Below are 13,726 nucleotides of genomic sequence, written 5' to 3'. Positions count from 1 at the left end.
GGACATGAACGACGACCACCTCGCCGCCTGGCACCTGGACGTGCACGGCAACCCGGTCGGCGAACCACAACGGTTCTTCTACGACCTGACCGGCAGCACCGAGCACCGGGACGCGCAGATCCGGCACACGCTGACCCGGCTGCTGCACCACACCCGCCGGTGCGGCGCCGCCGCCATCGCCATCGAAGACCTCGACTTCACGGCGGAGAAGGGCCGCGAGCAGCACGGCCGCAACAAACGCTTCAGGCGGCTGCTGTCCCGTTTCCCCACCGCGAAGCTCAAGGCCCGGCTGGTGTCGATGGCCGCCGAACAGGACGTCGCCGTCGTCGCGGTCGACCCCGCCTACACCAGCCGCAGGGGTGCCCAGCACTGGCAGAAACCACTGACCACACCGACTCGCAAGATTTCCCGGCACGATGCGGCGAGCATCGCGGTCGGGCGACGCGCCCTCGGGCACCCGATCCGGCGACGGACGACACCGCCCCACGACGACCAGAGTGATCGTGGTGGGCATCGGACCGCCCAGGCCCGACCGGAGACCCGGCGGCGTGAGGAAGCCCGCCCCCACCTGCCCGGACCGCGCACCAGATGCGCGCCGCCCGGTAGTGGAGCGAAAGCGGGCGACCAGGGTGCCCAACACCGTTCGGGACACCCGGCTGAGCAAGAGGTCTGGCAACAGGACTCACTCCCGCTCAGTCTTTAGGAACGGTTACAGAGGGATTTCCGGAGTGGAAGACCCCGGTAAGCGGAAGGGCCACCGCCCGGCGATGCCCGGCCCTGATGGGTCATCAAGAGGCGGCGGTGGACTTCGGGCCAACCAGTGTTGAGCCGTGGACGCGGCCCATGCTTCCCGGTGACCGGGACAGAAGCAGGGCGCCCCCTGCCGGGGAGTCCGCCGGCAAGGAGGGGAACGCGCAGGTCGTAGCGCCGGCGAGAGCCGCCTCGGGAGACTTCCCGGCGCCCGGCCCGCCTTTTCTGCGCACTCCATTGATTGTACCGACCGCTAGGTCTATTTTACCGGACAGCCGCACCGGAGCCGCAGACGGGAGGCACGTATGCCGGCGCTCGTGACCGCCACGCACTGCCCCCGGGGACCGCACATCCCGGACCTGTAGCCGCTCGCGCCGGTGCGACCGGCATGAACCGATCTTGCGCCGGACGTCCCCCACGCCGCCTGGACCAGAGCCACTCCCCTACCTCCGCTCACCCACGGAAGGCCGCCGATGTCCCAGACACAGATCCCGCCCCCGCAGACCGAAGAGGGATCCCGCTCCACCCCGCGCAACGTGCTCGTCGTCGTCGCCCTTGTGTGGACCGTTCAACTGGTCGCGCTCATGGCCGCGCTGTCCGGCATCGCACAGGCCGAGGTGGCGATCCACTTCCGGACCACCGAGATCGCCTGGTTCACCCTGATGACCCTGCTGACGGGGACGTTCTTCCTGCCCTTCGCGGTCAAGGCCGCGGCCCTCTTCGGCAAGAAGCGCGTCCTGCTGGTCGCCACCGGGCTGGGCTTCGTCGGCGACCTGATCGCCGCCGTCGCCACCGACTACCGCACCCTGCTGATCGGGCGCGGCATCGCGGGCATCTACGCGGCCACCGCCCCGCTCGCCTACGCGATCACCCGGGACGTGTTCCCGCGCCGCTGGGTCGGACTCGCCAGCGGGATTCTCGCCGGCGGTGTCGGCCTCGTCGCCTTCGGCGGGCCGTTCCTGTCCGGCTGGCTCCTGGACGACTACGGCTTCCGCGGCGTGCTGTGGTTCATGGCCATCAGCACCGCTGTGAGCTTCGTGCTGGTGGCCGCCTTCGTGCCGGAGAGCCCGATCCGCGCGGCGGGCGGCCGGATGGACTGGATCGGCGGCATCCTCCTCGGCGGGGGCGTCACGGCCATCGTCTACGCCATCGGCCAGGGATCCCACTGGGGCTGGGGCAGCGGCACGTTCGCCTCCTGGGTCGTCGGGGCGCTGATCACTCTGGTCGTCTTCGTGCTCGTCGAGCGCCGGGTCGCCGAACCGCTGTTCCCGCCGTCCATGACGCGGCGTCGTCCGGTGTGGACCGTCCTGCTGGCGACGTCCATCGCGGCCGGCTCGCTCAGCGCCGTCGGCGTGGTGATACAGCTGCTGATCCTGATGCCGAACATCCCCACCGTCTCCGAGGGCCTGGGCTGGTCCGGGACCCGGAACGCCATCGTCACCAGCCCGATCAGCGCCATGATCATCGTGGCGGCCGTCGGTACGGGTCTGCTCGCCCGCCGGGTGGATGCGCGGATCCTCCTGGGTACCGGCTCCGCGCTCACGGTCCTCGGTTACGGCATAGGTACCCAACTGCACCACAGCGCCGCGGAGATCGTGGAGATGGGCCTGATCGCGGGGCTGGGTACCGGCATGGTCATGGCCATCGTGCCCATCATGATCATCGAGGTGGTCACGCCCGAGGAGCAGGCGCTGGCCAACGGCGTCCAGACCCTCGGCCAGGGCGTCGCACAGATCGTCGTCTCCCAGCTGGCCTTCGTCGTGATGGCCCAGCACGGGGCCGTCCTCAAGGGCACCCAGTTCTACCTCGACACCGGCTTCACCAACGGGCTCTGGCTGGTCGTCGGATGCTGTGCCCTGGGCGCGGTGCTCGTGCTCCTGATCCCCAGGGCCAAGCGCCTCGACGAGGTCGAGGTCGGCCAGGCAGCCTGACCCCGCGGCCCCGGGGTTCACCCCACGGGATTGGCCCTGACCGCTTCCCGCCGCCCGGCCCATGGGCAGGGAAGCCGGAATCGGTCAGGGCCGGTCCCGTGGGGGCCCTGCCGTAACGGGCAGGGCGAGGGAGGCGCAGCGCGAGTGTGCGTGCAACGCCGGTGAGGACGGCGGTGACGTCTGCGGGGTACCGCGGAACGCCGAGGCTCAGGGAGGTCTGCCCAGGTGGCCCGCCGACAGTCCCGGCTCGCCGACCGTGATGGAGGTCGGCGAGCACTACGGGCCGATGCGGGTGGCGTCCCCCGAGAAGCTCGACTCCTGCGAGCGGTACTTCGCGACGCAGGACGCCTGGCAGGGCTGCGGCACATTCAAGCCTCTGCGCCGATGCCCTACGAGCCGCGCTTGCCTCTGATGGCTTCGATGAGTTCTTCCTTGCGCATCTTGTGAACCCCGCTGAGACCCTTCTCGCCGGCCATCTCGCGCAGTTCGTCCACGTGCATCCCACGGAGCTCGTCCTCGGACATGTCGGCTTCCTCCGCCGTCCGCGCTCCGCTGTTCATCGACGCTCCGGCCGGGGTCGTCGCGCTGGGCGGTGACGTCGGGTAGCCCTCGGCCGCCTCGCTCGAGTCCATCTGCTGGACCAGCTGATCGAGGAGCTTCTCCGTCTCGCGGCAGGCTTTCGCGGACAAGCCGAAGTAGGGGATCTCCTCGAACTCCTCGGCGGCGTCCGCACTCGCTCGCAGTACCGTGCGGGTCGCTTCGATGACGGCCATCGTCGTCGGTGCGTCGTAGCCCGTCTGCCGGGCCAGGATTCGGGCGGCAACGGTGCACAGGTCGGCGCAGTCGTTGTCGAGCCGCACGCACTTGATGGACATCACGATCTTTTCCGGGTCCTGCTCCGCGGCTGCCGCGTCGGCGCAGGTGAGACAGACACCCGCGCACTCGTACAACTTGTCGACCGCCTCCCCCAGGAGCCTGGGCGGCATTCCCGTCTCAGCGGGGTACGCGTCGAGCAGCTTCTCGACCAACGACATGGCGTTCTCCGTCTCGGCTGAATGCCGGCCCCGTCCGGCGGCGTGCAGACGTTCCGCACTCCACGCTGCCATCCAGGCCGGACCCGTGCCACCGGAGCCGGGCAGCCTCACGGCTCAACACCTCGGCCGGGCTGAACGCCAACCTCGCCATGGCCATCCGCCGTAACACTTCCCCTGCCCGGCCACTACCTGCGGCTGCTGCCGCTTGAAGGACCAGCACGGCTGAGCGGTCGAGTTCGGAGGCAGCGGGCCCCCAGGCCCGTACCCTGCGCGTTTCCGTGGTCTCCGGTGGGGGACTCGCCGCCTGTGGTGGCGTACGGAGCGAAGCAACGTGGTGGGAACCGATGAGCCGATGAGCCGGATTCTCAGCGGAACGAGGCAGCGCTCGCGGCTGCGCTTCGACGGGTGGATCGCGGGCCTGGGCACGTCCTCCGGGACGCGCGTCGTGCTCGGACACTGGCCTCGGTCGCCGTTCGGGCCCTTCAGCGATGTGATGCTGGAGCGGGCCGACGGGGAACGGGTGCTGATGGCCCCCACGCGGGAGACGGCGGACTTCGTCAGCGCGACCTACGTCTTCGACACCGTGTGTGTCGTCCCGGTCCGTGTGAGCGTCGACGGCGACACCTGGACCGTCACCGCAGGCTCACTCGTCCTGCGCTTCACCACCGGCCGGCGAGGACTTCCGGGGCTCTTGCTGTGTGCCGTGCCCGGCGCGCTCGCCCGCCGTCCGGCATGGAGCGCGATGATGGACCTTCCCGCCCGTGTGCTGCTGCCCGGCGTGCGGACCCGTGGCAGTGCCGGCGGGGGCGGCAGGGAGTGGTACGGCCCCCGTGATCTGCGCCCGCTCCGCGCGGTGTCGGCGGTATTCGAGGGCGGCGACCTCGGTGCGATGGCACCGGTCGGTCCGCCCGTGCGCTTCGGGTTCGGTTCGGTGCCGCGGAAACCCGCCCTCACCCAGGTCACGACGACGGTGGAACTCGTCCCGGGGCGAGGGCACCCGGCTCGGGCACTCGGCCGACCTACCAAGAAGGCCCCTTGAGCAGGACGAGAGCAGCGGAGCTTGCGGAGACGGTCACGGTGGCGCACGGCGCCTTCGCGGTCGGGGACGGACTGTGGCCCCTGCTGCATCAAGGAACACCGGACAGAAAGGGACTCCTCGGGCCACCGCGTCGGCGGCGCGTTGGGCACCCTTCCGACACGGACCCCAGTAGTGTTTTGTCCGCATAAAGACCCAAGATCCACTCTCCGGCCCGCGTGCGGTCGGCGACGGGCCGCGAGGCCGCCGTCGCCGACCTTGGACCTGCGGCGAGAATCCTCGGGAAGGCGTTACGTGAGTTCTGACGGCTGTGACCGCTCCCCGCGGCGTCCGAGGCGGCGGGCGCTGCCCCGGGTGCTGACCGCGGGCCTCGTCCTGGCGAGCGCTTCGGGTTGCACGTACTCCTGGGAGGACTTCCCCCGCCTCGGGATGCCCACCCCGGTCACGGAAGAGGCGCCACGGATCCTCTCCCTGTGGCAGGGCTCGTGGACCGCGGCACTCGCGGTGGGCGCGCTGGTGTGGGGGCTGATCCTGTGGGCGGTCATCTTCCACCGGCGCACCAGGACGAAAGTCGAGGTCCCCCCGCAGACCCGGTACAACATGCCCATCGAGGCGCTGTACACCGTGGTGCCGCTGCTCATCGTCTCCGTGCTCTTCTACTTCACAGCCCGCGACGAGGCCAAGCTCCTCGACCTCTCAGAAAGGCCCGCCCACACCATCGGCGTGGTCGGCTTCCAGTGGAGCTGGGGCTTCAACTACGTCGAGAACGTGGACGGCAGAACCGCCACGGGCGACGCGAAAGCCGACCCGGACCTGGGCATCGTTCCGGACCGGTACAGCAGGGCCTTCCCCGCGGGCGCCGAGGGCGTCTACGACGTCGGCACCCCCGCCACCCGCAACCCGCAGAACGGCAAGCCCGGCCCGACACTGTGGCTGCCCAAGGGTGAGAAGGTCCGCTTCATCCTGTCGTCCCGTGACGTCATCCACTCTTTCTGGGTGCTGCCGTTCCTGATGAAGCAGGATGTCTTCCCGGGCCACAACGTCAACGCCTTCGAAGTGACCCCCAGCCGTGAGGGCACCTTCCGGGGCAAGTGCGCCGAGCTGTGCGGCGTCGACCACTCCCGGATGCTGTTCAACGTCAAGGTCGTCTCCCCCGACCGCTACCAGCAGCACCTCGAAGAGCTGGCCACCAAGGGGCAGACCGGCTTCATTCCGGCAGGCATCGAGATCACCGACCCGGCCAGAAACGCCGAGCCACGCAAACTGTGAGCACGGTCGACACGGCGGGCCACGGCGCGCCGGCGGACGCTGCAGCATGAGCGAGGTGGCCGCCCGCAGGAAACCGTTCCTGCGGGCCGTCAGCCAATTCGCCCTGAGACACCCAGAATGAGGGCGGTCGTGACGAATCGGCAGGACTGCCTTTCCCCGAACTGGCCACGGTCTCCCCCGGATAGCGACGCACTGACCTGGCCCTACGAGCCTTCCGCAGATCGACTGGACGCCTCTGGACAGTCGTTACGACCTGTGCCAGGTGGAACCGTCACAGCTATGGCTGTCCCTGGCGGGCTGGGCATCAGCGTTCTGCCCGCGGTGCAAGCCCGGCTGCCGGTGATACGCACTACAAGCCCTCACCCGGCGGCAACGTCAACTCGCTGCGTTCCTCAGGCGTGCCACGACATGGTCGCGTCCGGCTTCGACCGCTTCGTGGCGCCGGGCGGCGTCCAAGCAGGAGTGGCGTTCTTCAAAGCCTGCCACCAGCAGCGCAGGGGCGAAGGTCCGTTCAAGCAACGAGGTGCGCCTTGGCCCAGTCAAGTGCCCTGGTCCCCAACCGGTCCCCAAGAATGATCAGGGGGCCGTTTCAGATCTCCTCTGAAACGGCCCCTGACCTGCGACTTCGTAAAGTCGGGACGACAGGATTTGAACCTGCGACCCCTTGACCCCCAGTCAAGTGCGCTACCAAGCTGCGCCACGTCCCGGTGCGCTCTCCACTGTCGGCCACTTGAGGCCACCCGTGTGAGCGCGCAGGTCAACCCTACCCCATACGCGCGGGTCGCCCCGCTGTGCCCGCGTCAGCCGTGGGACACGGTCTCCTGCTCCACGACGGTCACCTCACGTGTGGCACGGCGGGCCTTGCCTGTCGTACGGCCGCCGCTGCGGACCGGTACGAGCAGCGCGGCCAGCGCGGCGGCCAGGCAGAGCAGAGCCAGCAGGGCGAAGCCGTGGGTGTAGCCGGAGGCGTACGGCAGGCCCGAGGGCTGGAGGCGGCCGGTGACCAGGACGCTGGTGACGGCGGCGCCGATGGATCCGCCGATGGTGCGGATGTTGGCGTTCATGCCGGTGGCGGCGCCGGTCTGGTCGGCGGGGACGCTGCCCACGATCAGGTTGGCCATGGAGGCGAAGGCGAGTCCGATGCCGAGTCCGAACACGCCCGCGACCAGGGCGACTTGCCACTGGTCGTTGTGCCAGAGGGTGAGGATGCCGCAGGAGAGCGCGCCGAGCGCGGCACCGGCCGTCAGGAGGGTCTTGGCGCCCAGGACCGGCTCCAGCCGGCCGCTGAGCACCCCGGAGAGGAACATCGCGACGAGCATCGGAAGCATGAGCAGTCCGGCGGCGGTGACGCTCGCGCCGAAGCCGTACCCGGCCGAGGTGGGCGTCTGCACGAAGCCCGGCAGGAAGGACCAGATGGAGTACATGCCCGCCCCGAAGAGGAAGGCGGCGGTGTTGGTGGTCCACACGGCCGGCAGTCGCATGACGCGCAGGTCGATGAGCGGGGTGCGGGAGCGGGCCTCGGTGTACAGCCACAGGGCGAACAGCGCGACGGCGGCGGCGAACAGGCCGAGCACGCGCGCGGATCCCCAGCCCCACACGCCCGCCTGACTGAGCGGCAGCAGCAGGGCGACCAGCCAGGCCGACAGCAGCGCGGCTCCAAGCCAGTTGACCTGGCCCTCGGCCCTGCTGGGCGACTCGGGGACGTAGCGCAGGGCGATGAGGGTGGCCACGGCGACGATGCCGACCGGGATCCAGAACAGCCAGCGGTAGTCGAGCGCGGTCACGATGGGCCCGGCGGCGACCATGCCGACGCCGCCGCCCGCGGCGATCACGGCGGACAGGTTGCTGATGCTGCCGCTCACCTCGGACGGGGCGAACTCGTCCCGGAGGATGCCGAAGGAGAGCGGGAACAGGGCGCCGCCGACGCCCTGGACGACACGGGCGACGATCAGTACGCCGATGCTTGGCGCGAGCGCGGCGAGCATGCAGCCGACCGCCACGGTCACCAGGACGGCGACGAGGGTGCGTTTCTTGCCGATCAGGTCGCCGACGCGGCCGAGGATCGGGGTGAAGACCGAGGCGGACAGCAGATAGGCCGTCATCACCCAGGTCGCGGTGGACTGCGAGGTGTGCAGGGCGTGCTGGACGGTCGGCAGGGCCGGCGCGATCAGCGACTGCAGCATGGAGAACACGCCGGCACCGGCCGCGAGGACCGCGAAGGTGAGGCGGGTGGAGGTGGACTTGCGGGGCATGAAGAGCCTCTCCGAACACAGGGTGCGGCCGAAGCCTCTGACCGCGGTCGTCCGTACGGCCCGGTCCGCCCTGCGGGCGGGCACGGGGACGGCGGCGGCCACGGTGGGCGGTCGCGGAGGGGATGGTGGGTGCGGGCGGCGCATGTGAGGCAGGGCCCGGTGGGCTGGCAGAACGGTCTACCGACCGGAAGACGCGTGCGGCCGCACGCGTCCACGGCGAACGCACCCCGCACTGCTAAAGTGGAGGTACGCCTCCACTGTAGCGGAGGCACATCTCCGCTTCAACCGAACCGACCCAGGGAGGCAGCCGTGACCACTCAGCCGTTCCCCGTCACCGAGATCGTCGCGTCCCGGCGACCGCACCGGAAGGACGCGGCCCGCAACTACGACGCCCTGCTCACGGCCGCCCGTGAGGCTTTCGCGGAGCACGGCGCGGAGGCTTCACTGGAGGACATCGCGCGCCGCGCGGGCGTCGGCATCGGCACGCTGTACCGGAACTTCCCCACCCGCCGCCATCTCTTCGAGAGCGTCTACGCCGACGAGGTCAACACCCTGTGCCGGGTCGCCGAGGAGGTCGCCGACCGGGAGCCCTGGGATGCCCTGACGGCCTGGCTGGCCCGATTCGCCGGCTACATGGTGACCAAGCGGGCCGTGCGCGAGGCGCTCAACGACGAGTCGGAGATCTTCGCCGCCTGCCGTGAGTCCATGTACGCGGCGGGCGGCCCGCTGTTCGAACGGGCCCAGCAGGCCGGCGAGGCGCGCACGGACATGGACTTCACCGAACTGCTGCGCATGGTCTCGGGCATCACCGCGACCACCTTCGACGACGACGCCCAGCGCGACCGGGTCCTGTCCATCGCACTCGACGGCGTGCGCGCCACCCGATGAGATCCGCATCCTAGCTTTTTATTGCCTGAGTCAAGTAAATTAATCGGCATGTCTTTCCTGGCCCGGCCCGCGGTGGCCACCCTCGCCGCCAAGTCGATGCAACGGATGACCCTGCTCGCCGACCGGCGTGCCGGCGGACGCGGCTCGGCGGCGGCCTCACACGCCCGCTTCCCGGAATTCCCGCGTGCTGTAAAGGAGTTGACGATTCCCACGTCCGTGGCCCCGGCCCGGGTGGCGGTGTACTTGCCCGCGGCGGACGAGGCCGGCGAGGGGGCGCCGCCGGTGCACGTGAACTTCCACGGCGGCGGCTTCGTCATAGCTCTCACGGAGATGGACGACCCGCTGTGCCGCTTCCTCGCCGCTCGGGCGGGGGTCGTGGTGATCAACGTGGACTACGTGGTCGCCCCGCAGCACCCGTTCCCGGCTCCGCCGAGGCAGGCGTACGAGGTCGTCCGCTGGGTCGCCGAGCACGGCGCCGAACACGGCTGGGACGGCGGCCGCCTCACCGTGGGCGGGCAGAGCGCGGGCGGCGGGCTCGCGGCGGCCGTGGCACGCCAGGCCCTGGAGGAGGGCGGTCCCGCGATCGCGCTCCAGGTCCTGCACTATCCCCCGCTGGACCTCGCGACCGGTGCCCGGCACAAGCGCGCCGCCGTCGACCGGCCGATGCTGCGGCCCTGGATGGCCGACATCTTCGACACGTCGTACGTCCCGGACGTCCGGCAGCGCACCGACCGGCTGGTGTCGCCCGCCCACCCCTCCGACACCGCGGATCTGACGGGCATCGCCCCGGCCTTCGTCATCACGGCCGAGCAGGACCTGCTGCGGGCGGAGGCCGAGAGCTACGCCGACCGGCTGCGGAAGACCGGGGCCCTGGTCGGTCACCACGACGTGGCCGGGTCCGACCACGGGTATGACGGCTCGGACGACGACAAGGCGCGGGAGACGTACGCCTTGATCGCCCGCCGGGTACGGGAGGCCGTCCGCTCCTGAGGGAGACAAGGGTTCACTGATTGCTCCACGCGTCGTCATACGCCGTGATGCGCCGTCACGCGTCGCCGAAAACGGCGTCGACGATGTGTCCGGCGATCGCCATGGAGGCCGTGGCGGCCGGCGAGGGGGCGTTGCGGACGGCGGTGACCCGGCCGGCCCGGTGGATGCGGAAGTCGTCCAGGAGCGTGCCGTCCCGGTCCAGGGCCTGGGCGCGGACGCCCGCGCCGCCGCGCACCACGTCGGACACGCCGACGCCGGGGACGTACCGCCCCGCGTCCTTCATGAAAGCGGCCGTGGAGAACGACCCGCGGTACTCCTTGATGCCGGTACGCCAGTGCTGGGCGGCCATCCTCCAGGTACCGGGGTAGCCGGCGAGGCCGAGCAGGTCCCTGGCCGAGATGCGGCCGCGCCGGTAGCCCTCGCGGGCCAGGGCCAGGACGGCGTTCGGGCCGACCTCGACCGAGCCGTCGACGCGGGGTGTGAAGTGCACGCCGAGGAAGGGGTAGCGCGGGTCGGGCACCGGATAGACCAGCCCTCGGACGAGGTCCGTCTTCTCCGGCTTGAGCAGCATGTACTCGCCCCGGAACGGGATGATCCGCGGCTCTTGCCTGTCCTGGGCGAGCCGGGCGACGGCGTCCGAGTGCAGTCCCGCGCAGAGGATCAGCCGGTCGACGCGGATCCGGTCCTGGCCGGAGGCGACCTCGATGCCGCCGGGGACGTTGGTGATCGAGGTGACGGGGAAGTCGAGGCGCACCTCGCCGCCGGAGGTCTCGATGTCCCGCGCGAACTCGCGGGCGATCGCCTTGTAGTCGGTGATCGCGGTGCGCGGGGAGTGCAGGGCCGCGATGCCGCCGGCGTGCGGCTCGATCTCCCTGATCTCCTCCCTGGAGACCCTCCGCAGGTCGGGCACGTGGTTGTTCCGGGCCCGCCGGTAGAGGTTCTCCATGCGGTCCAGCTCGTCCTCGCGCACGGCGATGACGAGCTTGCCGATCTCCTCGTACGGCAGTCCGCGCTCCCCGCAGTACTCACGCAGCAGGGCCACGCCCCGTACGCACAGGTCGGCTTTCAGGCTGCCCGGCGCGTAGTAGATGCCGGCGTGGACGACGCCCGAGTTGTGGCCGGTCTGGTGGACGGCGACCTCGTGCTCCTTCTCCAGCACCACGACTCGGGTGCCGGGGCGGCGCAGGGCGATCTCGCGGGCGGTGGCCAGGCCCACGATGCCGGCGCCGACGATGCCGATGGTCTCGTCAGCCATGACGGTTGCCTCCTTGGGGTACGGGCGTCACGCGTCGAAGTGGACGGCGACGGCCTTCACGCGCGTGGAGAAGCGCAGGACCCCATCACCTTGCTCCTTGTAGGCCGTGCCGGAGCCACGGAACCCGCCGAAGGGCGACCAAGCTGGACCGATTCGACACCACGTGCATTCCGTCGCCGATCCCGCATCTCTTCCGCAACATCGGCAAGCAAGACGTGGAACACCTTTCGGCCGAGGACCAGACGGGCAGGGACTGAGCACCGACCGGCCTTCCAGGACCCGCCGTCAGGGTTCTGCCATGAGACTGACGGTTCTCGGCGGCTGCGGCGCCTGGCCCACCGCGACTCAGGCGTGCAGCGGCTACCTCGTCGAGTACGCGGGCTTCCGCCTGCTCGTCGACCCCGGTTACGCCACGTTTCCCCGCCTGCTGCTGCACACCACGGCCGACGCGGTCGACGCGGTCCTGGTCAGCCACGGGCACCCCGACCACTGCGCCGACCTCAACCCACTGCTGCGCGCACGGGGGTTGAGCGACAGCCCGCCTCCGGCCCTGCCCGTCTTCGCGCCGCACGGGGCCGTGGACGCCGTGCTGGCGCTCGACAAACCGACCGGCGATACCGGCCCCAGCGACGACATTCCGCGCCTCGCCGAAGGCGCGGATCTCTTCCTGTCCGAAGCCACGTACGTACACCGGGTTCCCTCCGCCACGGACGCGCCGTATCTGCTGACCGCACGGCTGGCCGGGCGGTACGCCCGACAGGCGGGCATCGCACGGCTGTTGCTCACCCACCTGTGGCCGGGCACGGACCCTTCCGAGGCCGTGAAGGCAGCCGCGGAAGCCTTCGTCCGTCCTGTGGGCGTCGCCACCGCGGACCTGGTCATCGGCCTCTGACGCGGGACGCCGGCCCCCGCGTCCGCTGCGGTGGCCGACGTCCGTCCACTCCCCCGAGGCTCACTGCTCAATGGGCGCTGACGAGCTCGTGCTCGGCGCTCTTCGGCGTCCGCGGGCCGCCGCGCACCGCGGCGATGCCGATGAACACCATGGACGAGAGCCCGGCGAGGGCGAAGGCGGTGAAGCCCCAGTCGCCGTTGCCCGCGGCGAGGAGCTGGCCGCCGAGCCACGGGCCGAAGACGGCGCCGAAGCGGCCCATGCCGGAGGTCCAGCCGACCGCGGTGGCCCGGCTGTCCGCGGTGGAGCGGATGGAGACCGTCGCGTAGATCATCGTCTGGGCGCTGTTGAGGAAGACGCCCGTGAGGAAGACGACGATCATCGTCACGCTCATCGGCATGTGGACGCTGAGCAGCAAGACGCCCGCGGCGGTCAGCGCGAACCAGATCGCCGAGATGCGCGGGGCGCCGGTGGGGGTCCCCCCGCCCGAGCGAAGCCGAGGGTGGGGGAGGTCCGCGGCCCGGCCGGCGACCAGCATGCCCACGATGCCGCCGAGGTTGAAGACGACGACGAAGGACAGGGCGGAGCCCAGTTCGTAGCCCTCGGCGCGCATCAGGGTGGGCAGCCAGGTGGCGACGCCGTAGACCAGCAGCAGGCCGCCGAAGGAGGCCGGCCAGTACAGCAGGGTCTGGATCCACTCGCCGCCGCGGAACAGGTTCACCAGGTTCGTCCAGCGGGCGGCGGCTCCCGGCTTGTCGGACTTGGCGGCTGGCAGCTCGACGTCGTAGCGGGTGGCCAGCTCGCGGGCCTCGTCGCCGCGGCCCTTGGCGAGAAGGAAGCTGAGCGACTCGGGCAGGAATCTGGCGAGCACCGGGGCGAAGAGCAGCGGCAGCACGCAGACCCAGAACGCGGCACGCCAGCCGACCGGGTCGATGAGCCACTTGGCCACGTAGGCGGAGAGGATGCCGCCCGCGTGGTGCGCGGTCATCAGCAGGCCGATGACGAGGGCGCCGCGGCCGCGCGGGGCGTAGTCGGAGACCATGCTGATCGCGGTGGGCAGCAGGCCGTCGAGGCCGACACCGGCCAGGGTCCGGCCGAGGCCGAACACCGCGACGCCGTCGGCCATCGCGCACACGCCGGAGGCCAGCGAGAACAGGACGACGCAGGACACCATCAGCTTCTTGCGGCCGATCCGGTCGGCGATCGTGCCCGCGGTCAGGGCGCCGACCAGCATGCCGAAGGTGGCGTAGCTGCCGAGGTCACCGGCCGTGTCCGGGGTGAGGCCGAAGGTCTTCGTCTCCAGCAGGTGGGGCAGCACCGAGCCGTAGATGAACATGTCCAGGCCGTCGAAGAGGACGGCCAGCCAGCACAGGCCGACCACCAGAAGGGCCAGTCTGCTGCCGCGGGCGGACAGGGGGGGAGGAGGACATCT

General features: G+C 70.6%; 10 protein-coding genes, 1 tRNA gene and 1 pseudogene. 7 read left to right on the top strand and 5 right to left on the bottom strand.

Features of this window, described 5'->3' with window-relative positions; genetic code table 11:
* Together ACFYO2_RS38545 and ACFYO2_RS38540 are read left to right on the top strand one after the other, a co-directional pair.
* Positions 1–703, top strand: a pseudogene (locus ACFYO2_RS38545) (IS200/IS605 family accessory protein TnpB-related protein); the annotation flags it as partial.
* 520 nt (positions 704–1,223) lie between these two features.
* A complete protein-coding gene (locus ACFYO2_RS38540; RefSeq protein ID WP_388359052.1) occupies positions 1,224–2,681 on the top strand; it encodes an MFS transporter in 1,458 nt (485 codons plus the stop codon).
* A 389-nt stretch (positions 2,682–3,070) separates the two neighbouring features.
* On the opposite strand, the gene ACFYO2_RS38535 is transcribed toward ACFYO2_RS38540, so the two are convergent.
* A complete protein-coding gene (locus ACFYO2_RS38535; RefSeq protein WP_388359049.1) occupies positions 3,071–3,715 on the bottom strand; it encodes a Rho termination factor N-terminal domain-containing protein in 645 nt (214 codons plus the stop codon).
* 352 nt (positions 3,716–4,067) lie between these two features.
* Between ACFYO2_RS38535 and ACFYO2_RS38530 the strand changes: the two genes are divergently transcribed.
* Positions 4,068–4,754 carry a hypothetical protein gene (locus ACFYO2_RS38530; protein WP_388359046.1) on the top strand — a complete coding sequence of 229 codons (687 nt, stop codon included), beginning with the start codon at positions 4,068–4,070 and terminating at the stop codon, positions 4,752–4,754.
* Between the two features lie 291 nt (positions 4,755–5,045).
* Positions 5,046–6,020 carry a cytochrome c oxidase subunit II gene (locus ACFYO2_RS38525; protein ID WP_388359043.1) on the top strand — a complete coding sequence of 325 codons (975 nt, stop codon included), beginning with the start codon at positions 5,046–5,048 and terminating at the stop codon, positions 6,018–6,020.
* Between the two features lie 633 nt (positions 6,021–6,653).
* Here ACFYO2_RS38525 and ACFYO2_RS38520 read toward each other — a convergent pair.
* Positions 6,654–6,727 (bottom strand) — tRNA-Pro (locus ACFYO2_RS38520).
* 93 nt (positions 6,728–6,820) lie between these two features.
* On the bottom strand, positions 6,821–8,272 hold the full coding sequence (locus tag ACFYO2_RS38515) for an MFS transporter (protein ID WP_388359041.1): 1,452 nt from the start codon (positions 8,270–8,272) through the stop codon (positions 6,821–6,823).
* 309 nt (positions 8,273–8,581) lie between these two features.
* Here ACFYO2_RS38515 and ACFYO2_RS38510 point away from each other — a divergent pair, with 309 nt between their 5' ends.
* Both ACFYO2_RS38510 and ACFYO2_RS38505 read left to right on the top strand, forming a co-directional pair.
* The gene (locus tag ACFYO2_RS38510) at positions 8,582–9,160 is read left to right on the top strand and encodes a TetR/AcrR family transcriptional regulator (RefSeq protein ID WP_388359039.1); all 579 of its coding nucleotides are present in this window, start codon (positions 8,582–8,584) and stop codon (positions 9,158–9,160) included.
* Between the two features lie 48 nt (positions 9,161–9,208).
* A complete protein-coding gene (locus ACFYO2_RS38505; protein ID WP_388359037.1) occupies positions 9,209–10,150 on the top strand; it encodes an alpha/beta hydrolase fold domain-containing protein in 942 nt (313 codons plus the stop codon).
* A 55-nt stretch (positions 10,151–10,205) separates the two neighbouring features.
* On the opposite strand, the gene lhgO is transcribed toward ACFYO2_RS38505, so the two are convergent.
* The gene (gene lhgO / locus ACFYO2_RS38500) at positions 10,206–11,405 is read right to left on the bottom strand and encodes an L-2-hydroxyglutarate oxidase (protein WP_388359035.1); all 1,200 of its coding nucleotides are present in this window, start codon (positions 11,403–11,405) and stop codon (positions 10,206–10,208) included.
* 298 nt (positions 11,406–11,703) lie between these two features.
* On the opposite strand from lhgO, the gene ACFYO2_RS38495 reads away from it, so the two are divergent.
* Positions 11,704–12,297, top strand: a complete 594-nt coding sequence (locus ACFYO2_RS38495; protein ID WP_388359032.1) for an MBL fold metallo-hydrolase — start codon at positions 11,704–11,706, stop codon at positions 12,295–12,297.
* 67 nt (positions 12,298–12,364) lie between these two features.
* On the opposite strand, the gene ACFYO2_RS38490 is transcribed toward ACFYO2_RS38495, so the two are convergent.
* Positions 12,365–13,675, bottom strand: a complete 1,311-nt coding sequence (locus ACFYO2_RS38490; RefSeq protein WP_388359030.1) for an MFS transporter — start codon at positions 13,673–13,675, stop codon at positions 12,365–12,367.
* Positions 13,676–13,726: the final 51 nt, after the last annotated feature.

The organism is Streptomyces sp. NPDC006602, assembly GCF_042870385.1.
Taxonomy (GTDB): Bacteria; Actinomycetota; Actinomycetes; order Streptomycetales; family Streptomycetaceae; genus Streptomyces.
Note: the sequence above shows the minus strand (reverse complement) of the source record. Positions and strands in the feature narration are given on the sequence as shown.

What these genes read in the sequence shown, in the direction of transcription:
- ACFYO2_RS38505 (WP_388359037.1), top strand. Translation starts at nt 9,209, where the DNA reads ATGTCTTTCCTGGCCCGGCCCGCGGTGGCCACCCTCGCCGCCAAGTCG.
- ACFYO2_RS38530 (WP_388359046.1), top strand. Translation starts at nt 4,068, where the DNA reads ATGAGCCGGATTCTCAGCGGAACGAGGCAGCGCTCGCGGCTGCGCTTC.
- ACFYO2_RS38495 (WP_388359032.1), top strand. Translation starts at nt 11,704, where the DNA reads ATGAGACTGACGGTTCTCGGCGGCTGCGGCGCCTGGCCCACCGCGACT.
- ACFYO2_RS38515 (WP_388359041.1), bottom strand. Translation starts at nt 8,272, where the DNA reads ATGCCCCGCAAGTCCACCTCCACCCGCCTCACCTTCGCGGTCCTCGCG.
- ACFYO2_RS38540 (WP_388359052.1), top strand. Translation starts at nt 1,224, where the DNA reads ATGTCCCAGACACAGATCCCGCCCCCGCAGACCGAAGAGGGATCCCGC.
- lhgO (WP_388359035.1), bottom strand. Translation starts at nt 11,405, where the DNA reads ATGGCTGACGAGACCATCGGCATCGTCGGCGCCGGCATCGTGGGCCTG.
- ACFYO2_RS38535 (WP_388359049.1), bottom strand. Translation starts at nt 3,715, where the DNA reads ATGTCGTTGGTCGAGAAGCTGCTCGACGCGTACCCCGCTGAGACGGGA.